Annotated in this window: 18 protein-coding genes; 11 read left to right on the forward strand and 7 right to left on the reverse strand. The window is 48.7% G+C overall.

Annotated elements, in window-relative coordinates; genetic code table 11:
- Window positions 1-711: 711 nt before the first annotated feature.
- The 3 genes from RQP52_RS16540 to RQP52_RS16550 form a co-directional block, all read right to left on the reverse strand.
- Entirely contained in the window at window positions 712-1380 is a 669-nt protein-coding gene (locus RQP52_RS16540; protein WP_315952905.1) for a hypothetical protein, read from the reverse strand.
- 133 nt (window positions 1381-1513) lie between these two features.
- Entirely contained in the window at window positions 1514-2536 is a 1023-nt protein-coding gene (locus RQP52_RS16545) for a LacI family DNA-binding transcriptional regulator (RefSeq protein ID WP_315952906.1), read from the reverse strand.
- Window positions 2537-2647: 111 nt separating this feature from the next.
- The gene (locus tag RQP52_RS16550) at window positions 2648-3238 is read right to left on the reverse strand and encodes an AAA family ATPase (protein ID WP_315952907.1); all 591 of its coding nucleotides are present in this window, start codon (window positions 3236-3238) and stop codon (window positions 2648-2650) included.
- 200 nt (window positions 3239-3438) lie between these two features.
- On the opposite strand from RQP52_RS16550, the gene RQP52_RS16555 reads away from it, so the two are divergent.
- The 7 genes from RQP52_RS16555 (at window position 3439) to RQP52_RS16585 (ending at window position 13157) form a co-directional block, all read left to right on the forward strand.
- Window positions 3439-4590 carry a serine hydrolase domain-containing protein gene (locus RQP52_RS16555; RefSeq protein WP_315952908.1) on the forward strand — a complete coding sequence of 384 codons (1152 nt, stop codon included), beginning with the start codon at window positions 3439-3441 and terminating at the stop codon, window positions 4588-4590.
- A 166-nt stretch (window positions 4591-4756) separates the two neighbouring features.
- On the forward strand, window positions 4757-6202 hold the full coding sequence (locus RQP52_RS16560; RefSeq protein WP_315952909.1) for a DEAD/DEAH box helicase: 1446 nt from the start codon (window positions 4757-4759) through the stop codon (window positions 6200-6202).
- Window positions 6203-6380: 178 nt separating this feature from the next.
- Entirely contained in the window at window positions 6381-7325 is a 945-nt protein-coding gene (locus RQP52_RS16565; RefSeq protein WP_315952910.1) for a carbohydrate ABC transporter permease, read from the forward strand.
- Window positions 7326-7344: 19 nt separating this feature from the next.
- Window positions 7345-8172, forward strand: coding sequence for a carbohydrate ABC transporter permease (locus RQP52_RS16570; RefSeq protein WP_315952911.1), 828 nt, complete (start codon window positions 7345-7347; stop codon window positions 8170-8172).
- Window positions 8173-8295: 123 nt separating this feature from the next.
- Window positions 8296-9636: an ABC transporter substrate-binding protein gene (locus RQP52_RS16575; RefSeq protein WP_315952912.1), complete on the forward strand. Its 1341-nt coding sequence runs from the start codon at window positions 8296-8298 to the stop codon at window positions 9634-9636.
- Between the two features lie 102 nt (window positions 9637-9738).
- Complete coding sequence (locus RQP52_RS16580) at window positions 9739-11526, forward strand: cache domain-containing sensor histidine kinase (RefSeq protein WP_315952913.1); 1788 nt, start codon at window positions 9739-9741, stop codon at window positions 11524-11526.
- A 2-nt stretch (window positions 11527-11528) separates the two neighbouring features.
- Window positions 11529-13157: a helix-turn-helix domain-containing protein gene (locus RQP52_RS16585; RefSeq protein WP_315952914.1), complete on the forward strand. Its 1629-nt coding sequence runs from the start codon at window positions 11529-11531 to the stop codon at window positions 13155-13157.
- A gap of 223 nt (window positions 13158-13380) precedes the next feature.
- On the opposite strand, the gene RQP52_RS16590 is transcribed toward RQP52_RS16585, so the two are convergent.
- The gene (locus tag RQP52_RS16590) at window positions 13381-13587 is read right to left on the reverse strand and encodes a hypothetical protein (protein WP_315952915.1); all 207 of its coding nucleotides are present in this window, start codon (window positions 13585-13587) and stop codon (window positions 13381-13383) included.
- A gap of 113 nt (window positions 13588-13700) precedes the next feature.
- On the opposite strand from RQP52_RS16590, the gene RQP52_RS16595 reads away from it, so the two are divergent.
- On the forward strand, window positions 13701-17273 hold the full coding sequence (locus RQP52_RS16595) for an OmpL47-type beta-barrel domain-containing protein (protein WP_315952916.1): 3573 nt from the start codon (window positions 13701-13703) through the stop codon (window positions 17271-17273).
- A 224-nt stretch (window positions 17274-17497) separates the two neighbouring features.
- Here the strand turns inward: RQP52_RS16595 and RQP52_RS16600 are convergent, their stop codons facing one another.
- The gene (locus RQP52_RS16600; protein ID WP_315952917.1) at window positions 17498-18049 is read right to left on the reverse strand and encodes a hypothetical protein; all 552 of its coding nucleotides are present in this window, start codon (window positions 18047-18049) and stop codon (window positions 17498-17500) included.
- Between the two features lie 319 nt (window positions 18050-18368).
- Between RQP52_RS16600 and RQP52_RS16605 the strand changes: the two genes are divergently transcribed.
- Together RQP52_RS16605 and RQP52_RS16610 are read left to right on the forward strand one after the other, a co-directional pair.
- Complete coding sequence (locus RQP52_RS16605; protein WP_315953117.1) at window positions 18369-19592, forward strand: multidrug effflux MFS transporter; 1224 nt, start codon at window positions 18369-18371, stop codon at window positions 19590-19592.
- 99 nt (window positions 19593-19691) lie between these two features.
- Window positions 19692-20540 (forward strand): hypothetical protein, encoded by an 849-nt coding sequence (locus RQP52_RS16610; RefSeq protein WP_315952918.1) that lies wholly within the window; start codon window positions 19692-19694, stop codon window positions 20538-20540.
- A gap of 59 nt (window positions 20541-20599) precedes the next feature.
- Here the strand turns inward: RQP52_RS16610 and RQP52_RS16615 are convergent, their stop codons facing one another.
- Window positions 20600-21211 (reverse strand): DedA family protein, encoded by a 612-nt coding sequence (locus RQP52_RS16615; RefSeq protein WP_315952919.1) that lies wholly within the window; start codon window positions 21209-21211, stop codon window positions 20600-20602.
- Window positions 21212-21239: 28 nt separating this feature from the next.
- Window positions 21240-22181 (reverse strand): DNA-3-methyladenine glycosylase family protein, encoded by a 942-nt coding sequence (locus tag RQP52_RS16620; RefSeq protein WP_315952920.1) that lies wholly within the window; start codon window positions 22179-22181, stop codon window positions 21240-21242.
- A gap of 154 nt (window positions 22182-22335) precedes the next feature.
- Between RQP52_RS16620 and RQP52_RS16625 the strand changes: the two genes are divergently transcribed.
- Window positions 22336-22881, forward strand: coding sequence for a bifunctional transcriptional activator/DNA repair enzyme AdaA (locus tag RQP52_RS16625; RefSeq protein WP_315952921.1), 546 nt, complete (start codon window positions 22336-22338; stop codon window positions 22879-22881).
- Window positions 22882-22890 lie beyond the last annotated feature (9 nt).

Consider the following 22890-nt stretch of genomic DNA (forward strand, 5'->3'; position numbering starts at 1 on the left):
TGTAGCGGGTAGAGCCCCAAATGGTTGTACTAAGTGCAGCATAGACAGCCGCGCAACCAGTACAGCCCGAAATGGTTGCATAATGTGCAACGTAGGCTGTATTACTCCAAGCAGCTGGCGTTGGGAGAAGCGAGCAGCAGTAGGTGCAAGTTGAAGCTTTTCTTCAACTGCCGAACTACGCAATGCAGCTCTATATTGCACAATGTGCAACATAGAGCGAGCATATTGCGGTAAGAGCAGGACTACATTGTATAAAGTGCAATGAAGAAGCTGGAAATGCGCGGAAAAGTGGCGTTTTGGGGTTATATGGTTGCACAAAGTGCAACATAGCTAACCGCGGCAGAGGGTGCTGCAAGAAATGGTTGCATAAAGTGCATCGTAGGCTGTATTACTCGAGGCAGCTGGCGTTGGGAGAAGCGAGCAGCAGTAGGTGTAAGTTGAAGCTTCTCCTCAACTGCCGAACTACGTAATGCAGCTCTATATTGCACAATGTGCAGTATAGAGCGAGCATATTGCGGAAAGAGCTAACTTTCATTGTACAAAGTGCAATGAAGAAGCTGGAAATGCGCTGAAAAGTGGCATTTTGGGGTTGAATGGTTGCACAAAGTGCAACGTAGCTAACCGCGGCAATGGGTACAGCCCGAAATGTTTGTACTAAGTGCAACATAGACAGCCGCAGCAATGGGTACAGCCCGAAATGATTGCAGTCCCCTAAAGCAAATGTTGCCAAGCTTCCGGCTGCAGCTCATACTGCCGAACGACAGTTCCACGTCCGATTGGGCGGAGTATGTCCTTGGCAGCTAGGCTATGGAGCTGCTTGCGCGCAGTGCGGAAATTGAGCCCGCACTGCGCAATGAGATCCTTAGGTCGGATGGGTCTACCTAGTCGAATAGCCAGCTGAATCACCTCTTTTTCATCCGGAGAAAGAGAAGGGGGCGGGGCACTACGAAGCAGATGAGGACCCACCACCAGCTGGAGCAGCATTCGACAAACTTCCGGGCGGTGCTGGACATCATCTAAAGAAAAATGGATCATTTTCCACCCCATCCCGGTCAAGAAAGTATCCCGATTAAGCGAATAGCTGAATCCCTCACGGTCCATGTCCTTAATGTGACTTTGAAAACCGTCGCACTCAACCCCGAAGCGGCCGTGCGGCGGGAGAAAAGCAAAGTCGAGGAACTGTGACTTACGGTTCCAATCGTAAATTTCGTATTCCGGATGCAGGTCGTCAAAGTTGCCGAATAAGGGCCACCATACGTTTTGGAGCAGTAGCTTCTCCGCGTATTTGTGTCCTCTAAGTAGACGTCCTTTTCGCTCGCCGATCCGATGTGTAAGATGGTCATCCAAGAATCTCTGATGCGCTTGTTCAAATTCCGACATAATAACAGCCTCCTCCTACCTCCTTAAAATAAAAAAACGCCCCGGAGCCTGGCGGCTCAAGGACGTTCTTCGTCATTTCATACTATAGCATCTTCAGCGAAGATGAGGTACTCCAACTTCAGTCAGCCTATTTTCAAACTCCTACTTCGACTTTGACACAAGACTCCCGTTCAATCAATTCGCCGTAAATGGAAATTTTGGATGGCACGCCGCCTTTTTCGATTCTGCGGAGCAGCAAATCAACGGCCTCAAAGGCAAGCTGCTCCCGCTGCACATGAATGGTCGTGAGGCGGGGCCGGACCATCTGCGCGGCTTCAATATCGTCAAAGCCGACGACAGACATCGCGTCCGGCACGTGAAAGCCTCTGGCGGTCAGATGCTGAATCAGCGAAATGGCAAGCCGGTCGTTGGCGCAAAACCATGCGGTTGGCCAAGGGGATTGGCCGCTCATTGCCTCCAGGAACGAAGCTAATTCATCATCAGGAGAAGCGGCCTTATTAGGTCCAATGAGACAGAAGCTCCTATCGATCGCTAGTCCCGCATCGGACATGGCATTTGTGAATCCGAACCAGCGCTCACGGAAGCTTTTGGACATGCTGCCCGCCCCAATGAAACCGATTTGCCGGTGACCTTTTTGGATCAGATGGCTGACGATGCTGCAGGCGCCTTCCGCATTCGCTGTCACAACGGAATCCAGCTGCAATCCGTCGTAGCAATGATCCACGGTGACCAGCGGAGTCTCCAATTCCCTGAGTTTGCTGACATACGCTGGGGTGAAGACGCCAATGAGGAGGATGCCGGAAAACGCAAACTCATGATAGAGATCGGGGAGAATCAACAGTCGCTCCATATCTTTCGTTACCCCGCTAATGATAGCGGTATAGCCGTTTTCCTTGGCTCTTTTTTCAATGGACCAGAACACTTCGTAGTAGAAATTTTTATCGTTCTGGACAGATTCAGGGAATAAGACGAGCAGGTGATTCTGCTTCTTCCTCGCCTTGGATTCCGTCCGGTACTTAAGCTGCTGGGCGGCTTCAAATACACGGGAACGTAGCTCTTCGCTAACGCCGGGCTTGTGATTAAGGGCTAAGGAGACAGCGTTTTTGGAAATGCCGAGCAGATTGGCAATGTCTTGCATGGAGTTTTTGGCGTTCATTTAGCTCAATACTCCTTTAAGCAAAAGTGAATAATTTATAAATTGTAAAGCTTTATAGGTGTGGTTGTAAAGGTTTTATAACTTATTTTGTAACTTTACAAAAATTCGTCGTCAATTCTCTCTGTCAATGAACTTTTCGAGCATTTCCAACTTCTCAGAAGTAAATGGTCCAGAATTGTCGAGATAGAGAATGGAGGCTGGATCAACCGGCCATCGGATCTCACTACGACTTAGGGAGGGGCTGAATTGTTCCCAGTTATCCAATTTCCAAACGTCTAAAGCCGAGCCTCTCCCGCTAATGCGTGAGTGATAGGCTTCCTCAGATGGAAGGTAGACGTAAACAGCCTTAACTGCGACATTCTCCGTGCTTGCGTTGATTGTGGAAAGTTCTTGGTCCAGCCACAACGGATCGTTGATCTCGCGGGTAAATGGTCCGATGACGATGGCGTCCAAGCCTAAGGTCAAATTCTCCAGCGCGGCGTTCATGGTGATGCGGTATCCGAGATCTCGGCAGTGCTGTTTATAAAAAGGGGAGTCCCGATCCTCGGGATCTTTCCCAGCTAGTGACATCAGCGCTACCGCAGCGGGCCGAAGCAAAGTGTCCATGTCTAGAAAGGCGCCCCCGCGCTTACTGGCATATGCTTTGGCTAGCGTTGTTTTGCCTGCTCCAGCAGGACCTATGAAAAAGATGAGTTTACGCATGTTAACCTCCAATATGAAACCTGTGACAGCGAAATAGTTACGATTATTGTAACATAACAGGGATATTCCTTTACTTTTTCATCCAATTTTCAGGTTTTATTAAGGTTTTATTAAGGTTTACGTCATATTTGCTTCATAATTGAGTAGTAACCTATATAGAAAGAGAGAGGGTTAATACCATACTGGAAGGATAGATAGAGATGTCCGGAACCCAAGAAAAGACGTTACATTCGGGTAACAATACCATATCGCCATTCCAATCGAATGACAAAGAATCTACCGCGTATTGGCCAACGACAGGCTGGAGAACGAGCACGCCGGAAGCGCAAGGGATGTTCTCAGGTACGCTAGCTAAGACAGTTGAAATGTTCAGCAGTCAACAGGTATGCAGCATCGCAGTCGTTCGAAACGGCCATTTAGTTGCAGAAGCTTATAATAGTTGTACGCAAGATGATATACCTCAAGATGTGAAGTCCGTCACCAAAAGTGTAACATCAGCACTAGTTGGTATTGCTTTAGCTGAACGGAAGCTGATCAGTTTGGATCAAAAGGTTCGCGATTTTTTCCCTGAACTTGCCAATGACCCTTTGAAGTCCAAAATGACAATTAGACATTTGCTGAGCATGACATCCGGCCTGAATTGGGATAATACGAATGAAATCTCCTCAACCGAGATGATGTATTCATCCGATTGGGTACAGTACATTCTGGATCGTCCTGGATATGCAGAGCCAGGTACCCTGTTTAATTATAGCAATGGTGACGCGCATTTGTTGTCGGCTATAATGCACAAAGCAACGGGGCAATCGTTGTTCGATTATGCCCAGTCACGTTTATTCGATCCTCTTGGCATTACAAACGTGAGCTGGAATTCTGATGGAAAAGATCGCTCCATTGGCGCATGGGCAATGGCTTTAACGCTGAGAGATATGGCTAAGTTTGGCTACCTGTATTTGAAACAAGGCCAATGGGAAGATCAAACGATTATCCCACCAAACTGGATTCGCGATTCCCTGCAAAAGCGAGTAACGCTGAATTACAGCAATGGTACGCAGGGAGGCTACGGACTGCTATGGTGGTCCAAGACGCTGCCCAAAGGAATCGTCAAAGGAAGTAAAAAACAATACGACATGTTCTATGCCTCAGGTTCAAGTGGAAGACGCATTTTTGTTGTCCCTGAGCTGCAGCTGATCGTGGCATTAACCGCTAACTCCCCTGATCCGAATATGCCCGAAAATCTGCTGACTCATGTGCTGCAAGCCATTCGTTCTGATAAGGCTCTTCCGGATAATCAGGAGAACTTTGCCAAGCTGGAGCAAGCTGTGCAAGCTTTTAAAGAAGTAACTGAATAGAACAGGGAATAAGGAAGAAGCTGCCGCGGCGGCTTCTTTTTCTTTGTCCGAGGGTTGAGGTTGGGTTAAAAAACCATCCGTTTTGGCATCCGCTGCCGCTCTTGATGGTTTTTTTGGCACGTTTATGAGATAGTTGGAGGAAAGTGAACGGAAAGGGAGTTATTTAGTGGCATTAAGAAGTTTTACGGATTATCAATTAAGTGAGGATATCGTCCGGGCGTTGCAGAGCTTAGGTTATGAGCAGCCGACGGACGTACAGCACGAAGTGATTCCCATCGCGCTTCAGGAGAAGGATCTCACGGTGAAGTCGCGTACGGGAAGCGGGAAGACGGCGGCTTTCGGGATCCCGATTTGTGAGCTCGTAGAATGGGAGGAGAATCGGCCGCAGGCGCTAATTCTAACACCGACGCGAGAACTCGCGGACCAGGTGAAGCAGGATATTACGAACATTGGGCGGTTCAAACGGATTAAAGCGGTAGCACTATACGGCAAACAGCCCTTTGCCAAACAGAAGCTGGAGCTTCACCAGAAGTGCCATGTCGTTGTAGGTACACCGGGACGTGTGCTGGATCATATTCAGAAGGGCACACTGGATTTGGAGAAGGTCAAGATGCTCGTCATCGATGAAGCGGATGAGATGCTGCGGATGGGCTTCATTGAGCAGGTGGGAGCGATCATCGATGAGGTTCCGACGGACCGAATGACGATGCTGTTCTCAGCGACACTCCCTCAAGACGTGGAACAATTATGTCATCAATATATGCAGAGCCCGATAGATATTGAAATTCAAACTCCGGAAGCGGCGAAGGTTCAGATTGAACACGCGCTGATTACGATGAAAGAAACAGAGAAATTTAATGTGCTTAAGGATGTCTTCGTGACGGAAAATCCTGAGAATTGCATCATTTTCTGCAGGACGCAAGAACATGTGGATGATGTCTTCCGAGAGTTGGATCTTCTTGAATATCCGTGTGACAAAATTCATGGAGGCATGGTGCAGGATGACCGCTTCTTGGTTATGAACGCATTCAAAAGAGGCGAGTTCCGTTTCCTGGTGGCAACGGATGTTGCGGCGCGGGGGATTGATGTGGAGGATATTACTCACGTCATTAACTATGACCTGCCGCTAGAGAAGGAAAGTTATGTCCATCGGATCGGAAGAACCGGACGAGCAGGCAAAACGGGCAAAGCCATCACATTCGTGACTCCGAACGAGATGAAATTTATCCCCGAGATCGAAGATTACCTTGGATTCGAGATCCCGCGCAGAGATGCTCCCACGGAGGAAGAAGTTGCCCAGGGATTGCCGGCCTTTGAGCGGAAAATGCAAGCGACGCCGGTTATCAAGCGAGATAGAAGCGACCAATTGAACAAAGGGATCATGAAGCTCTATTTTAACGGCGGGAAAAAGAAAAAGATTAGAGCGGTGGACTTCGTCGGGACGTTAGCCAAAATTGAAGGCGTGAGTGCAGAAGATATCGGCATCATTACGATTCAAGACAACGTTTCGTATGTGGATATTCTGAACGGCAAAGGTCCGATGGTGCTCAAGGTCATGAAGAACACAACGATCAAGGGGAAACTCCTGAAAGTGCATGAAGCAAATAAGTAAGGGGAGAATATCCGGTAAGCCAACATCACGGCTTAGCGGATTTTTTTTGTCCATCAGAGGGGAACCAGTGTTTAGTGAAGGTTAAAATTTTACTCAAACGAGTAAATTATTTGACTTACCCGACCTGTCCTCCGCAAGGTAGACTATAGGAAACACAACACATGGGGTGAATAATCATATGGCCAACAATACACATACACATTCGAGCACCCTTTCCAATGCGAAAGTGAAACGGAGAAGTTCGACTGCGCAAATACGTGAGGACCTGATCGGATATGCCTTCGTTGCACCAATGGTACTCGGACTATTTGTCTTTACTTTATTTCCAATTATTGCATCCTTCTTCCTCAGCTTCACGGATTGGAACTTTGTTGCCGGTTTTTCGAAAGTGAAATTTCTCGGCTTAGATAACTTTATCAAGCTTGTGCACGATTCCGTTTTCTTACTATCCCTGAAGAACAACATGATTTTGATGATTGTCGTTCCCTTAACACTCATCATTTCTCTTCTTCTAGCGGTTGTTATCGATAAAAAAATCTATTTGAAAGATTTCTTCAAAGTTATTTATTTTATCCCTTATATTTCGAGCGTTGTTGCTGTAGCTATCGTTTTTCAGGTGTTATTTCACCCGACGTATGGTCCAATCAATCAAATCTTGATGGATCTAGGCTTTGCGAATCCGCCGAAATGGCTTGCTGACCCGGATGTTGCCTTGTATTGTGTAATGGGGCTTATGATTTGGATCAGTATCGGATATAACATGATTATTTTCATGGCTGGATTGCAGTCCATTCCTAAAGATCTATATGAAGCAGCGGATATTGACGGGGCTTCCAAGTTTAGACAGCTGATGAGCATCACTGTGCCTCTTTTATCGCCAACAACTTTCTTCCTGCTAGTAACGGGGATTATCGGTACCTTTAAAGCGTTTGACGTTATTTCCGTCCTCACAGGCGGCGGACCTGCAAACTCCACGACCGTAGTGGTTTATCGTCTATACGAAACAGCCTTTGTTAACCTGCAATCCGGTTATGCCTCCGCTATGGCAATTGTACTTCTGTTGCTTGTGCTTCTGATTACACTTGTACAATGGCTAGGACAACGTAGATGGGTGAACTACTAAGAGAAGGAGGAATACCACGATGGACAAGAATCAAAAGTTGAAAAAAATAGTTCTTACATTACTAATGCTTGTCGTTGGCATACTATTTATGTCGCCGTTCCTATGGATGATCTCCGCTTCCATGAAGCCGGAAGCCGACGTGTTCGCTTATCCGATTCAGTGGATCCCTCAGCATTGGAATGTCATTGAAAATTATAAAACGGTTTGGGAAACAAAATTTTCGTTGTACTATTGGAACTCCATTAAGGTTTCAGTATTAACAACAGCGTTATCCGTCTTACTTTCTTCTATGGCTGCCTATGCCTTCTCGAAGATCAAATTTCGCGGTCGCAACGCGCTCTTCGTGCTCATTTTAGCGATCTATATGATCCCGAGCCAAGCCATTCTCGTTCCGCAATTCTTGCTTTTCCGTTGGATCGGGTTGTTCGACAGTCACTTTGGTTTGATTCTATTAGGTTCATTCTCTGTTCTCGGAACCTTCATGCTTCGTCAGTTCTATCTCGGTATTCACGATGAGTATATGGAGTCAGCGCGGATTGACGGTGCGGGACACCTCAGAATTTTCTGGTCGATTTGTACACCGCTTGTGCGCCCGGCTATTGCTACGTATGCGATTCTGCGTTTCATCTGGACTTGGAACGACTATCAGAATCCGTTGATTTTCCTAAGAACAAAAGACCTGTTCACGCTTCCGTTAGGTATCCGGTCTTTCGCAGACTTGAACGGTGAGTTCTACTCGCTAATCATGGCTGCATCGGTATCGGCCATCGTTCCACTGCTGATCATCTTCATCATTGGACAAAAGCAGGTTATCGAAGGAATTTCGATGGGCGGCGTGAAGGGTTAATCCAAAAAGTCAAAATAAGAGTGCATGAGGTTAAAATAGTGCCTCGTGCGCTCCACTGAAGTTTGTTACGATCGGTCATGTAAAGGTTTTCACACAAAACAAAGCTCACTTGGAGGGGTTCCTATGAAAAAGAGTTTACTAGTATTAAGCGGTGTGCTTGCTATCAGTGCTGCACTTGCAGGCTGCGGTAATAAAGCAGAAAAACCTGCTGCAGATAGCGGTGCTGCGGGTGGAACGAAAGCTCCTGTTACGATTAAAGTGCAAGGTTGGTACACAGAAGCGCAAGGGAACTGGAATGCAACGGTTGATGCTTACAATAAGACACACCCGAACGTAAAAGTTGTCTATGAAAGCATGTCCGAGAAAGGCGATTCCCAAGAAGGGATGAAAAAACTTGACCTTCTAGCTGCTTCAGGCGAGCAAATGGACGTTGTGATGTATTCCAGCGCATCCGATTTCGCTCAACGTGTAGGCGCAGGAATCTTGGAGCCGCTTGATGATTATTTGAAAAAAGATAACATTGTTGTAAAAGATGAGTACAAGCTTGATCCGATTGTAAATGGTAAATATTATGCACTGCCAGGTAAAATGATTGAATGGTTCGTCCTCTTGAACAAGGACAAATTGGATGAAGCTAAGCTTCCTGTTCCAACAGAATGGACATGGGATCAATATGCGGAATACGCTAAGAAGCTGACCAAAGGTGAAGGTGCTTCAAAAGCTTACGGTTCCTACTTCCATAACTGGAAAGATTACGCGCTGCTTGGTTTGAACAATGACATGGAGAACCCGTACTTGGTGAAATCCGATGGTACGCAAAACATCGACAACCCGAAAGTTCGCTACTCCCTTGACCTCAGAAATAAAATGGAGAACGTAGATAAAACGTCCGTACCATACTTCGAAGTTGTATCGCAAAAAATGGCTTACCGTGATGTGTTCTACGGCGGTAAAACAGCTATGCTGGCAACTGGTAACTGGATGGTTGGCGAGCTTTCCCTGAATGCGAAATTCAAAACGGTTTTTGCTCCATATCCAAAGTTTGACGCTAAAGATCCAAACGGTTTGACAGAAGTAGGCGCTGACTTCATGGGTGTTGCTGCGAACTCCAAAAACAAACAAGCGGCTTATGATTTCGTGAAATGGTACACAACAGAAGGTATTCAAACACAAGGTCTCTTCTTCTCCGCATGGAAAAAAGCCGATGTTGAGAAAAACGTTGACGCGATTCTGAAAAGCGGTAAACCAGAACAAGTCGCTATGATCGATAAACAATCCTTGCTTGCTACGTTGAAAGTTAACAAAGCTACCAAACTGGTTGTTCCTCCAACTTACGCGCTGCAACAAGAAAAAGAATACCTAACGCAAGTTGAGTTGTTCTTGACAGGCAAACAAGATTTGGAGAAAACCATCCAAACAGCAAAAACAAAAATTGAAGATATCCGTAAGAGCAACGCGAAGTAAGAAGTAACGAATCGCGCAAGATTATTGCTATAATGAAAAGAGGAGGCCTTAGGCTCCTCTTTTTCCCATTTCCAAGGTGCATTCGAAAGGCAGGAGAACGCAGTGCCAGGTTGGCTTCGCAGGTTATCTTTACGCAATAAATTGGTGCTGACGATTCTGATTTGTCTCGTTCTGCCATCGGTTGTTTCCATGAATGTCTCCAGCCTGTTTACAAGAGATGCGGTAAGAACGCAGGTGACAGACTCTTCGCGCGAATCGATGCGGATTGTGAGTCAAATTGTGAATGCCCAGATCAAAAATATGATTTATGTGATGAATTTCATCCAATTTGATGAGGAATTGCAGCCGTCTATCCGGGAATTAGGCAGAGCGAATGAGACAACGGATAAGGGGGATGTGCTGCAATACAAGCAGACGATAGCGAAAAGAATGTCAACGGTGATTGATTCCTTCGGTAATCTGAGCGTGACGGTGTTGCTGCCCAATAAGGAGTACGTTGCCTCCTATACGACTTTTGCTTTTAATCCGACGGATTTTATGAAAAAAAGCTGGTTTAGCGCCGTTGAACAAGTTTCCGGCTACAATGTATTGTGGATCGGGGCTGAGCCCAATTACAGTGAATCCACGAATCAGCCTTATTTGCTGTCGGCAGCCAAACCGCTCCGCAAGAACGATATCACCTATGGGTACGTGATTGTTGGTCTGGAGCTTCGCTTGCTGCAGGACCTTTTCAATCAATATCAAAATAATGAATCTATGGTAATCATTGATGAACAAGGACGCATTCTGGTCGATAAAGATTCCACGACGATCGGTACGAAATTCCCTTATTATGATCAGCTGCCCAAGGAGGATGGCTCTTCTTTTGTGAAGGTGGCGGGAGAAGATTATATTCTGCTCAGCAGTCATGTAACGCCGGAGTGGCAGCTTGTGAATATGAGTCCCTATAAAACAGCGGCACAGAAGATTGAGTCATTTCGAAAAACAGATTTTCTTATTCAACTATTTTTTCTGGTCTTATTTGCCGTTACTTTACTATATATGGTGCGCACGCTCACAAAACCGATTGCGCGGCTTGTCCAAACGGTTGTCCGGATTGAATCTGGTCAACTCGGCGAACGCTCCAACATTACCGGTGTGGATGAAGTGGGCCGGCTGGGGTATGTGTTCGACCGCATGATTGACCGTATTGAGCTGATGCTCGAGGAAAACCGCCGCGAGCAGGAACTTAAGCGCATGGCGGAGCTGGCGATGCTGCAGGCGCAAATTAATCCGCATTTTCTGTTTAATGTGCTGAACTCCATCCGTTTGAAAATCATGATGAAAGGGGATTCCGAGAACGCGGAATTGATCTCCTCCCTATCGTCGCTCCTGCGGATGACCATTAATCGAAATAACGAGTATATTCCGCTGCATGAAGAAATTGAGATCATCGAACATTACGTTCGTCTGTTGAATTCCAGGCACGGAGATCGAGTGAACCTTCGTATTTCGGCGGCTTCCGATACGCTGCTCATTGAGATCCCTCGGTTTCTGCTGCAACCACTCATCGAGAATGCCTACATTCACGGGCTAAAAAGCAAACCTGGAGAAATCACGATTGCCTCCAGAATCTGTGAGGATGGACGGCTTCAGCTCGAAGTCAGAGATTCGGGCGTCGGCATGACAACGGAACGTTTGGAAGAGCTTCGCACACATCTTGTGACACGGCCGACGAAGCATCACCATGCTTCGCGAAGCCCGTCCTTATCCGGTATCGGTTTACAAAATGTATTAGAGCGCCTTCGCATCATCTACGGTCATCGTTTCGATTATGAAATCGCAAGCGGGCCAGATCAGGGAACGCAGATTGTTCTGCGCTTTCCGCAGCAGGCAGGAAAGGAGGGCTAAGCATGTATACAGTCATGATTGTCGATGATGATTTACCTGTGCTTGAATTTTTGAGTTCAGCGATCAAATGGGAGGAATTGGGGTTTCGATTGACAGGAGCCTTTGAAAATCCTCTGGACGCCCTGGAAGCGGGACGGCGGGCCAAAACCGATGTACTGATCAGCGATATCGGCATGCCGGAAATGAATGGACTGGATTTAATCCGCTCTCTCCGTGAGGTGGATCCTCATGTGAAGGCGGTCATTCTCTCCTGCCATGATGATTTTCACTATGCGCAAAAAGCGATGAAGCTTTCGGTGAGCGAATATATCCTGAAAGAAACGATGAATATAAGCAATATTTCGGAGGTGCTTGGCAGACTGAAGGAGCAGCTGGATGCCGAGGATCACGTGCTGTCCAAAAGCCGCAAGCTCGAGAAGGAGGCCGCGCTGCACCGCAGCTCGTCCAAGCGTCATTTTATCCGAAGTACGGTCAATGAGCCGTTGTTTGATTCGGAGGAGTGGAGCCAGCAAGCGGAAGGTTTCGGCCTGCGTCTTGGGCAGCACGGGGTGCTGCCGGTTTTCGGGTATGCCAACCGGGCGAAGGAGGCGAATCAGCGCTTCCAATCCAGGGATTTATTCGACTATACCATTCAAAACATCATAGAAGAGCTGCTCGTCGATCAGAAAGAAATCACGTTGTTCACGTATGATACGGGCGAAATTGTATTGCTGTTCCCGCAATATGGCAGCATGCATGTCAATAACGGCCAGAAGGTCGAGCAGACGCTGCGGCATTTGCAGAGCTGTTTGCAGCAATACGCGAAAGTAGCGTTCTCTTTCATTACGGGAAGTCCAGCCAAGGATGTGCGCTCGTTGAAGGAGCAGCTGAAGCGGATGGTAGAAGGGCGGAGCTCGCGGTTCTACTTGCCGGAAAGCTCCGTCATGAAACTGGAGCATATTCGGGAAGGCTTCGGTGACGGGGGATTGCTGCTGGCCGAGTATGCCCAGACGCTGGATGAGTTTCGAAGCGTAGTGTTCGATGAGCGATCCGATTTGATCGATATGTATGTCTCGAAGTGGATCGATTTCATCCAGTACCATCGGTTTCGTCCCATGGAAGTGAAAGAATGGCTTCTCAAGATGATTCTTGATGTGCGTATGCGGCTTAAATCGCTGCAGCATTACCAGTCGACGTTTTCATCCGAGCTCTTGCATCATGATGTGCATGAACTGTCGTCTGTACGTGAGCTGGAATTGTGGCTGAAGGATTATCTGCAGCAGGCGATTCAATGGGCAGGGCAGGTGTACCGTGAGTCGCACAACCGCGAGATTATCGAGTGTCAGCGGTTCGTCTATAATCATTTGCATATGAAAATATCGCTCGAGGACGCGGCGGCGCATCTGCACCTTCATCCGAGTTATTTGAGCCGACTTTTCAAGAAGGAAACCGGGGAGAACTTCGTGGAGTATGTGACGCGGATGAAGATGGAGAAAGCGAAAGAGCTTTTGGAAATCACGGATAAAACCGTGGAACAAATCGCCGACATGCTCGGCTACGAGAACAAAAACTATTTCGGGAAGCTGTTCAAGGCGCATACGGGGACTGTGCCGAATGCATTCCGTGGGCAGACCAAGGGAGCTCAGCCTTAACCAGCTAACATACAAAACCTGACGGATTAGACGCCGTTAGGTTTTTTTGTTATATAGCCAACCCCCACCTCACACAACGCACCGTATAGCCAATCACCACCTCTCCGGCCAAAAACAAATTTAAAAAACTAGCGAGAATCTCGCTAAGCCTTCACTGAGGGAACTGGAGTCCGCTATTTGGAGGAAAACGAGATGTTTCCTTTCCGAGGGGAACTGTGGGGTCTTATCCGGCCTCCATGGCACGTTTTTTGGTTGAAATCGCCAAAATAAAGGACCGTAGTTCCCCCAGCAGGTGGGGAAGGTGTTTTTTCGGTGAAATAGCGGCCTGTAGTAGTTCCCAATTAAGCAGGCGGGAGAACGATCCAGTGCTGGCAAGACTACCATTTGGCAGAAAACAAACAAGCATAGAGAACGTTAAAGTATTTGTCATCTTACACAAATTTCCTTAACTTTACAAAAAAAATGCACTATCCCTTTTTGAACCATGGTAAAATTAGGGGCGGTACAAGGCTTGTCACATAGATGATAAGGGAGGAATTTGTAATGGGTAAGAGAGCGGGATGGAAAGCAAAAGCGGTAAAAGCGGCGCTGGCTTTAACAGTAGCGCTACCTCTACAAGTGCTGGCTACAAGCAGCTGGCAGGCAGTAATGGCGGAAGGGCCAAGTGATCCGGCACCATTCATTGAAGCGAAAGTAGTCAACGAAAATGCAGGAAAGAAAGTCCTGTTCGACAACACGCATGAACAAACGGCTGGTGCGGCGGACTGGGTCATCGACGGCGCTTTTTCAGATTTTGGAAACGCGTTAGCGAATAATGGCTACTACGTCAAAGAATTGCGTAAAACAACACCCATCACACTTAGCGATTTGAGCGGTTATGACGTTTTTGTCGTAGCAGAGTCTAATGTACCTTATAAAACGAGTGAGCAGGCGGCTCTGGCGCAGTATGTGCAGGGCGGCGGAAGTATCTTCTTCATCGGCGATCACTACAATGCGGACCGCAACAAGAACCGTTGGGACGGTTCGGAAGTATTCAACGGCTATCGTCGTGGCGCGTGGACGAATCCAGTCAGCGGCATGAGCGCTGAAGAAAGCGCCTCATCAGCTATGCAGGATGTAGCTAGCTCAGACTGGTTAGCTACGCAATTCGGCTTGCGTTTCCGTTACAACGCTTTAGGTGATATAAATGCGAACCAAATCGTGTCGCCACAGCAGTCGTTCGGTATAACCACAGGTGTATCGAGCGTAGCGATGCATGCGGGTTCAACGCTGGCGATCATCGACCCGACTAGGGCCAAAGGAATCGCGTACTTGCCGCAAACGAATGAGGCTTGGGCAAGTGCAGTCGATCAAGGTGTTTATAACGGTGGGGGCGTGGCGGAAGGCCCTTTTGTCGCAATAGCCAAGTCAGGTGCAGGCAAAGCCGGATTCATCGGCGATTCTTCACCGGTGGAGGATGCGACGCCGAAGTATTTGCGTGAAGATACAGGCGCGAAGAAGACGACGTATGACGGATTCAAAGAAGTGGACGACGGCGTCCTGCTTGTGAATATGGTGAATTGGCTGGCGAAAAAAGAAAGCTACACAAGCTTCTCGGAAGTAAGCGGCTTGCAGTTGGATCAGCCGACGGCGCTGCTGCCTTTTGAGACGCCGGCTAATTCTACAGAGCCGCAGCCGGAGCCTTGGGCGGCGCCGAACGCCGGCTACAAATGGTATGACCGCAGCACGTTCAAAGCGGGCTCCTATGGTGGTCCTGCTGCGACAGCAAGCGCAGCTTACAGCTTCGTGCATCAAGCAACGCTGCCGAATGCCGTGGACTTCCCTCTGCGAGTTGTCGTAGACAACCTGCCACCGTCTACAACGGTTACGGGGTTCAACGTTGGGATTTATTTGGTTAGCGGCGGCACGCAAATTGCAATGGTTCAAAATGCCGACGGCACATGGCCTACCGCATATGGATATAGTACACAGTTCAGCGTGACCTCGGATATCAACGGTCATGCGACGAAGGATTTGATGGTTCGCGTGAAGCCGGGTACGACGGCTGCGGCGAATTTACGCCTGCGTCAAGCTTCTACGAACCTGAAAACCGAGAGCGTTACCCTGGGCAATGTACCTGCGGAGTCTTTGCCCGAAGAGGAAAACCCGATCCCGGCGAAGATCAATATCTCCGATGCTCGGAGCGAAGCAGCCGGCACATTGGTAACGGTGGAGGGTGTTGTAACGACGGAGCCGGGCGCTTTTGGCGGTCAGGCATTCTACCTGCAGGATGAAACAGGCGGAATCTACGTGTTCCAGAGTCTGAGCGGCTTTCATCAGGGAGATAAAGTGAAGGTTACAGCATCTACGGCTCTATTCAATACTGAGCTGGAGTTAGCGGATCCAGTTGCTATCGAAAAAACAGGTGTAGCGGCATTACCGACGCCAATAGCTGCAGCAGCAGTAACCAATGACAATCAAGGACAATTGCTCGAGCTTAGTGATGTTACCGTGAGCAATATCATCAGCGCTACGCCGGCAGGTTCTTTTGAATTTGATGCTGTAAAAGGTCCCGTGAGCAATCACATTCGTGTTGATGTAAGAACTGGTTTGACCCTGAGTTCATTCCCTTACCAATCGGGACAAACGGTGAACATCAAGGGTGTTGCGGCCATTTTTAAAGGCGTATTCCAATTGAAACCAAGAGGTTTAGGCGACTTCACGGTTGCAGCGGATACAACAGCGCCTGTTACGACTGCATCCTTGTCAGGCTCAGCGAATAGTGAAGGCTGGTATAAAGAAGATGTGACCGTATCTTTGTCGGCGGTAGATGATACGGCTGGTGCTTTGACAACGAAGATCAGCTTGAATGGCAGTGCTGCGGTTCCTTATGAGGCGCCAGTCGTGATTCAAACAGAAGGTACGAATACAATTGCTTACTCCTCGACAGATGCGGCTGGGAATGAGGAAGCTGTAAAATCCTTGCAGGTGAAGCTGGATAAAACGGCTCCGACGGCCGTATTAACGCAGTCAGGTCATGCGGTTGGGGACGTAACGACTGCTGATACGTTAACATTTGTGTTAGCTGGTACAGATACACTTTCAGGTGTAGTTGAGCAGGCGTTGACATTGGATGGCGCTGCAATCAGCAGCGGTCAATCCATTGCAGCAGGCAGTTTAACGCAAGGTACGCACACAGTAGGTTACCGCGTTGTCGATGCAGCGGGTAATGTAACACAAGCGACTGTACCGTTTAATGTGAGCGCGAAAGTAACGTTTAGCCAAGCGACGCTTTCGGCGAATGTGACTTCGCTCAAACCGGGCGAAACAACAGCTACGCAAGTAGCGGGTGTGTTAAGCAACGGTGCGGCTGCTGATCTTAGTGGTGCTGCGATTGTATATAGCACAAGCAATGGAGCTGTAGCGACTATTGATGCGCAAGGTAAAGTTAGCGCGGTGGCAGAAGGTACGGCACAGGTAACAGCCGCTGTTACGTTAAATGGAACAACGGTGCATACAGGCGCTGTAACTATCACGGTTGTGAAGCCATTGTCCTTAGGTGCGCCAGGGAAGCCTGTGTTGTCGGACAATAGCGGCCAAGCAACCGGCTTGAAAGACGGTAACTACACGGTGACAATGAACATGTGGTGGGGCAATAACGGCTCCGTGTTCAAATTGTACGAAAATGGCGTGCTCATTCAGACGCAATCGCTGACAGATGCATCTCCGGCCGCTCAAACGGCTAAAGTAGAAGTAAAAGGCAAAGCTAATGGCACTTATACGTATACAAGTGAACTTATTAATTCTTTTGGAACAACATCAAGCGCTCCGTTGGTTGTGAAGATTACGGATGCAGCACCCGGCAAGCCGGTCCTTTCCCAAGATAACTGGGATGGAGACGGCAATTACAAGGTATCGATGAACATGTGGTGGGGAACGAATGCCACGGAGTATCGTTTGTACGAAAATGGTGTATTAATCGAAACGAAGGCGTTAAACGCAGCTTCGCCTAGCGCTCAAAGCGCGGTGAGCACGATCACGGGTCGCGCTGTCGGCGTGTACGAATATCGTTGCGAATTGGTTAACGCGGGTGGCGTTACTTCCAGCGATAAGCTAATTGTGAACGTGACGAAGTAAGGAGTTACCCAGATAGAGCCTTTAACACCTCAGGGTGTTGGGGGCTCTTTTGTTCTTTTACTGCGTGCGGAGAACCTAACTGCAAAAAGTACATTAAATTTGCCCGTTTTGGCTAAAGAGGTGGAAGAATAGCGAAATTAGATGCATTTTTTACACGTTTTCTTCTAAAAAATCTAGAACTCGCCGAATTACTTGTACGTTTTACATGATTTTAGCATCATCAGCTAGTCCAGATAATCCAAAATCCCGCGAACAAGGGCATATTGAACGATTTTGCCATTGGGGGTGCGGCTGATCGGCTGCAGCCAACCTTTTTGGCATAGCGATTGGAGCAGTCTGATGGCCGTTCGATGATTGATCTCGAAATGCAATTCAACATCTTTGGGGCGAAGAGGTCGTGCTAACTGATGGAGTAGGCGGAGGACCTCTTTTTCAGCCAGATGGGCTCGATGAACAGGAGAGGGGGCCGACTGGTAACGGCTGAGCAGCATGCGAAGTAAGGTCATGCATAACTCGGGCCGATGAGCCACGTCATCGTAAGCGAACGAGATGACACGGAAGCCAAGTGCGTGGAGAAAGGTTTCGCGGTTCAGTTCTTCGCAGTAGCGCTTGCGATCCATATCTTGCACATGGGGGCCGTAGCCTTTGATTTCCCACATGAATTTGAGCTCGCCGGGTAAATAAACGAAGTCGCCAAAGTAAGAGCGTCCTCTCCAATCTAGCACTTCATACTCCGGGTGCAAATGATCGAAATGTCCGTGCATCGGGAACCACACGTTTTGCAGGAACAAAGTTTCCGCATGCAGATGCCCGCGCTCGAGTCTCCCCTTGCGTTCTAATGACCTTCGAGCGGCGTGGGAGGCAAGAAATGACTGATGTTTTTCATGAAAAAGGAAAGAATTTATATTGCGGTCTCCTGTTCGTAATCATAAAAAAACGCCCCTGATTCACCATAAAGATGAATAGGGACGTTCTTCGTCGCATTAGCTCTTATTATAGCGGAAGGGCAGTGCTCTGGCTATTGCTTTTCACACTAGACAAAATTAAGACGCAATGTTAGCTTAATTGAACTACTAAATGAAAGTTGTGATCAAAATGTCCAACCAACTGGCTTCCCAAGCTGGCATGTCCACAGGCCGCTACAGCCGATTATGGATCGTGCTCGTGCTCGGATCCCTAGCGTCCTTCGGGCCGCTCTCGCTGGATATGTACCTGCCGGCACTGCCGAATCTGGCCGGCGATCTCCATACCAGCACCTCACTCGCGCAAATGAGCCTCACCGCCTGCATGCTGGGTCTGTCTATCGGCCAGCTCATCGCAGGATCTGTCAGCGATGTGCGCGGTAGACGCACGCCGCTGCTGATCGGATTGATCCTCTATGCGATCTCTTCGATTCTGTGCATGTTTGCGCCGTCCATCGGCGTGTTCCTAGGCTTGCGATTCGTGCAAGGCTTGGCGGGCGCCGCCGGGATCGTCATTTCCCGCGCAATCGTGCGCGACATGTACGAAGGCGTGGAGCTGACGAAGTTTATTGCGCTGCTGATGCTGGTGAATGGGGCTGCGCCCATCCTTGCGCCGATTGCAGGCGGGCAGATTCTGCAGTTCACTTCATGGCGCGGCGTGTTCCTCGTTCTAGGTGCGATTGGCGTGCTGATGCTGCTAGCTGCAACATGGGGGCTGAAGGAAACGCATCCGCCGGATCGCCGTTCCAAGGGCGGCCTCGCCAACACGCTGCGAACGTTCCGAGGGCTCCTCACAAACCGCATGTTCATGGGCTATGCGCTGACACAAGGGCTCGTCTTTGCCGGCATGTTCGCCTATATTTCCGGCTCGCCGTTCGTGCTGCAGGAGATTTACGGCGTTTCTCCGCAAATATTCAGCGTTTGCTTCGCCGTGAACGGGCTTGGCGTCATCCTTGCCGGTCAAGTGACGGGCAAGCTCGCAGGCAAAGTAAGCGATCACCGCTTGCTGGCAGGTGGGCTGGCCATGGCTGCTTTTGGCGGCCTGCTGCTTCTCGTTGCCGTTCTCATCGGGACGGGGCTTCCGGCCATCCTTGTCGCCTTTTTCTTCATCGTTTCCAGCGTAGGGCCTGTCTCCGTAGCCACTTCCTCGCTTGCTCTGCAAAGTCAAGGGAAAACGGCGGGGAGTGCAGCGGCGCTGCTGGGACTGCTTTCTTTTATCATCGGGGGGCTGGTTGCTCCGCTTGTTGGTCTTGGCGGCAGCCAGACTGCAGTACCGCTAGGCATCATCATTGCTTGCATGGAGATAGGGGCAATTCTTTGTTTCATAGGAATGACAAGGGGCGGAAAGACAGCGTAAACTTTTTGACGGAATGAGATGTGACTTCAAATTTTTTTCACAATTGTCCTGTATACTGAAGCAAATTAGACCAATTCATGAAAAAGGTGGAGTTACAGGATGAAGCTTATTCACAAGAAAGTGCTGGTCAGTACGCTCGCAGCAGGACTACTCATTGGCGGTGGCCTCGCGCTTCAGCATAACCAGGTATTCGCAGATGAGACGAGTACGGTAACGCCTGCACCTCAGAAGGACAAATTCAAGGATAACCATCATAAAGATTTTCGTGGAGGTTCAAATAACCAAGGTCATGGGCCGGCCAAAGGCGGTTTTGAATTCGGTAAAGGAGGAGCTTTCGATTTTGCTGCCATTCTTGGGATTGATCAGACTGTGTTGAAGGATGAGATCAAACAAGGGAAAACACTGGTACAAATCGCTCAAGAGAAAGCGAATCTGACGGAAGAAGCACTTCTGGCCAAATTGACGGAAGCTGAGACTAAGAAGATTGATGATGCAGTCACAGCCGGAAAATTGAAGCAAGAGCAGGCCGATAAAATGAAATCGGGTCTGGCGGATCGCTTGAAAAAAATGGTGGAGTCCAAACCGCATATCATGGATTTCAAAGGCGTACAACCGCGTGGAGGCATGATGCCAGGTGGGATGTTCGGAAATTCCGCAGAAATCGCAACGATCCTGGGGATCACGGAAGACGAGCTTGCTGCGCAGCGCAAAGCAGGGAAGTCTCTGGCTGAAATCGCCCAAGATAAAGGCATCACAGAGGATCAACTGATCGCGAAGCTGAAAGATAATTTAACAGATGAGCTCAAAAGCTTCGTTGAACGCAAAGGCGGAGTACCCCCGAAGAAACCGGGTACTGGTCATGAAGGCTTTAAATTCAAAGGAAAACCAGGTCATCCGGCAGCACCAGAACCATCAGCAACACCAGAGCCACCAGCAACACCACAATAAATGCAAGAAAGGTTGCCTCTATCGATCTCTGTGACCGATGGGGCAACCTTTTTATACGTTTAAATCCCCGTCTTCAAACGGTTTCGCCATTTAACTAACAGGATTCCCGCCAGCACAGCGCACACACCAATTATCGCATAAATCAAAAATTTCTCTACCCACATGAATATCGCCTGCCACTGTTCACCGAACAGGTATCCGATTCCAAAGAAAACAACGACCCATAAGGCAGAACCTGTGAAAGCATACATTGCAAAAACCCGGAATGGAATGCGAATGATGCCTACAAAGTAGAAAATAAACTGCCTGATCCCGGGTAAAAAGAAGCTGAAAAGCAGCACTTTATTGCCAAACTTTTCGTAGTAGCTCCGTGTCTTGTCCAAATGGCTGGGCTTCAGGAACAGCAGTTTGCCAAAACGCTCGATAATCGGCATCCCCAGCTTGTACCCAATCCAATAGGTAATCGACATACCGATGATCGAACCGACCCAGGCGGAGATCATCGCCGGCGCCCATCTCAGCACCCCTTTATAAGATAAATACCCTGTATAGGTCATGGTTGTATTGCCGGGAGGGATCGGAAGCGCGATGACGTCAAGCGGCAGCCCGAGCAGCAGGACCAAGTAACCGTATTGGGCAAATAGTTGTTCGATTAACCCTAGAAATTTCACTGTGAGTTCGCTCCTTCATTCTCATGCTCTAATAGAGGACACGCCATAGATAAAAGGTAGCATAAGCCTCCCAGCCTTTCCAGTTTTCAGCAAGCTGGCGAATTTGGGGGAGTGTCGGCTTCTCGTCTAAGCCAAGCACATGCTTCAGCGCGTTATGCAAACCGACATCCGCAATCGGGAAAGCGGCGGCGTTGCGCAAACAGCGCATAAGGACATAATTGGCCGTCCAAGGGCCGATGCCACGAATGCTCAGCAGTTCTTTCTCGATAGCCGCAAAATCGTTCATCTCCAGCAGCTGTTCCTTGGCCAGCCGGCCTTCGGCCATCATCTGGGCAACGCCGATTAAGTACTCGGCCTTTTTACCCGTGAATTGCAGTGCAGTCAAGGCTTCCGGTGCAAGCCCGGCAATCCGCTCAGGCGCAGGGAACGCCCAATACGTTCGTCCTTGCCAGTCCAGCCGGGTACCGAAGGCTTCCACGAGGCGTCTTTTGAGTGTATAGGCAAAAGTAAGGTTGATTTGCTGTCCCATAATCCCCCAGCTCATCGCTTCGAACAGATCCGGAATTCCCAGCAGGCGAAGCCCGCAAAAATCCTTAGTGACTTGGCCGAGTAGAGGATCGTGTCCAGCCAGCTCATAGAACGGAGCAAGGTCTGTGCTGAGATCAAACCACTCCCACACATAACGGGCGACATTTTCAAGAAGAGCTGGAGTTACAGAGGTATCGGCGCTGGATAGAATACGAATGCGAAGCTGTAAGTTATCCTCACTGTGTACAGCGATCAGCACACGGTTATCCCCAACGAGAAGCAGCTTATAAATATCTGAGTTATCCACATGGAATAAGCATTCATTGGTGGAGCGGGTCAAATAGCCAAGATTTTGCTCATATTGAAAAGGTTCAGGCAGTGGCAGTGTGAAAGAGCTTGTCTGCTCGCTCCATGTAAGAAGGGAAGGGTCAAAAGACGGCATAAGTCATTTCTCCTATAATCGGTTAGTTGGACTAGCTCTATTATCGCTGAAGGCGGCTTTCGTAATCTTGCTTTCTCATCTCGCGTCCCTTACAAGAGAGGACCCGTTTGGGTATACTGAGCTAGTAGAGGGAAGGCACGGGAGGAGCGAAGCCATGCAAGACAGGTATTGGCAAGCTATTATTGGAAATGATGCGAGTTACGATGGCACATTTTATTATGCGGTCACGACAACAGGTATCTTCTGCAGGCCATCCTGCAAATCGAGGGTGCCGAAGCGGGAAAATGTCCGGGTATTTCCTGATCGTCAGACAGCGGTTGCGGAACATTTCCGCCCTTGTAAAAGATGCCGGCCTGATGGCATTCGGCTGCCGGATGAAGAGTGGGTCGACCTAATAGCCGACTATATCAAGGAAAGTTATACCGAGCCGATTACGCTTTCGGTATTAGCCGAGCAATTCTATGCCAGCGTTTATCATTTGCAAAGGACATTCAAACGCTTGAAGGGCGTTACGCCTCTCACTTATCTTCAACAACAACGAATTGAAGCAGCTAAGAAGCTTTTAATAGAAACAGATAAGCCTGTGAATGCCATCGGTGCGCTGGTCGGCGTTGCGAATGCCGCTCATTTTGCCACTGTATTTCAGAAAAAGACGGGTGTCACGCCATCGGAATTTCGTCAGTCTGGCACTACCATCTAACCATAACCG

Origin of the sequence: Paenibacillus violae, assembly GCF_032461945.1 — a bacterium.
GTDB classification, from domain to species: Bacteria; Bacillota; Bacilli; order Paenibacillales; family NBRC-103111; genus Paenibacillus_E; species Paenibacillus_E violae.

What these genes read in the sequence shown, in the direction of transcription:
- RQP52_RS16625 (WP_315952921.1), top strand. Translation starts at nt 22,336, where the DNA reads ATGCAAGACAGGTATTGGCAAGCTATTATTGGAAATGATGCGAGTTAC.
- RQP52_RS16590 (WP_315952915.1), bottom strand. Translation starts at nt 13,587, where the DNA reads ATGACAAATACTTTAACGTTCTCTATGCTTGTTTGTTTTCTGCCAAAT.
- RQP52_RS16610 (WP_315952918.1), top strand. Translation starts at nt 19,692, where the DNA reads ATGAAGCTTATTCACAAGAAAGTGCTGGTCAGTACGCTCGCAGCAGGA.
- RQP52_RS16545 (WP_315952906.1), bottom strand. Translation starts at nt 2,536, where the DNA reads ATGAACGCCAAAAACTCCATGCAAGACATTGCCAATCTGCTCGGCATT.
- RQP52_RS16565 (WP_315952910.1), top strand. Translation starts at nt 6,381, where the DNA reads ATGGCCAACAATACACATACACATTCGAGCACCCTTTCCAATGCGAAA.
- RQP52_RS16570 (WP_315952911.1), top strand. Translation starts at nt 7,345, where the DNA reads ATGGACAAGAATCAAAAGTTGAAAAAAATAGTTCTTACATTACTAATG.
- RQP52_RS16550 (WP_315952907.1), bottom strand. Translation starts at nt 3,238, where the DNA reads ATGCGTAAACTCATCTTTTTCATAGGTCCTGCTGGAGCAGGCAAAACA.
- RQP52_RS16605 (WP_315953117.1), top strand. Translation starts at nt 18,369, where the DNA reads ATGTCCAACCAACTGGCTTCCCAAGCTGGCATGTCCACAGGCCGCTAC.
- RQP52_RS16575 (WP_315952912.1), top strand. Translation starts at nt 8,296, where the DNA reads ATGAAAAAGAGTTTACTAGTATTAAGCGGTGTGCTTGCTATCAGTGCT.
- RQP52_RS16540 (WP_315952905.1), bottom strand. Translation starts at nt 1,380, where the DNA reads ATGTCGGAATTTGAACAAGCGCATCAGAGATTCTTGGATGACCATCTT.
- RQP52_RS16595 (WP_315952916.1), top strand. Translation starts at nt 13,701, where the DNA reads ATGGGTAAGAGAGCGGGATGGAAAGCAAAAGCGGTAAAAGCGGCGCTG.
- RQP52_RS16585 (WP_315952914.1), top strand. Translation starts at nt 11,529, where the DNA reads ATGTATACAGTCATGATTGTCGATGATGATTTACCTGTGCTTGAATTT.
- RQP52_RS16555 (WP_315952908.1), top strand. Translation starts at nt 3,439, where the DNA reads ATGTCCGGAACCCAAGAAAAGACGTTACATTCGGGTAACAATACCATA.
- RQP52_RS16620 (WP_315952920.1), bottom strand. Translation starts at nt 22,181, where the DNA reads ATGCCGTCTTTTGACCCTTCCCTTCTTACATGGAGCGAGCAGACAAGC.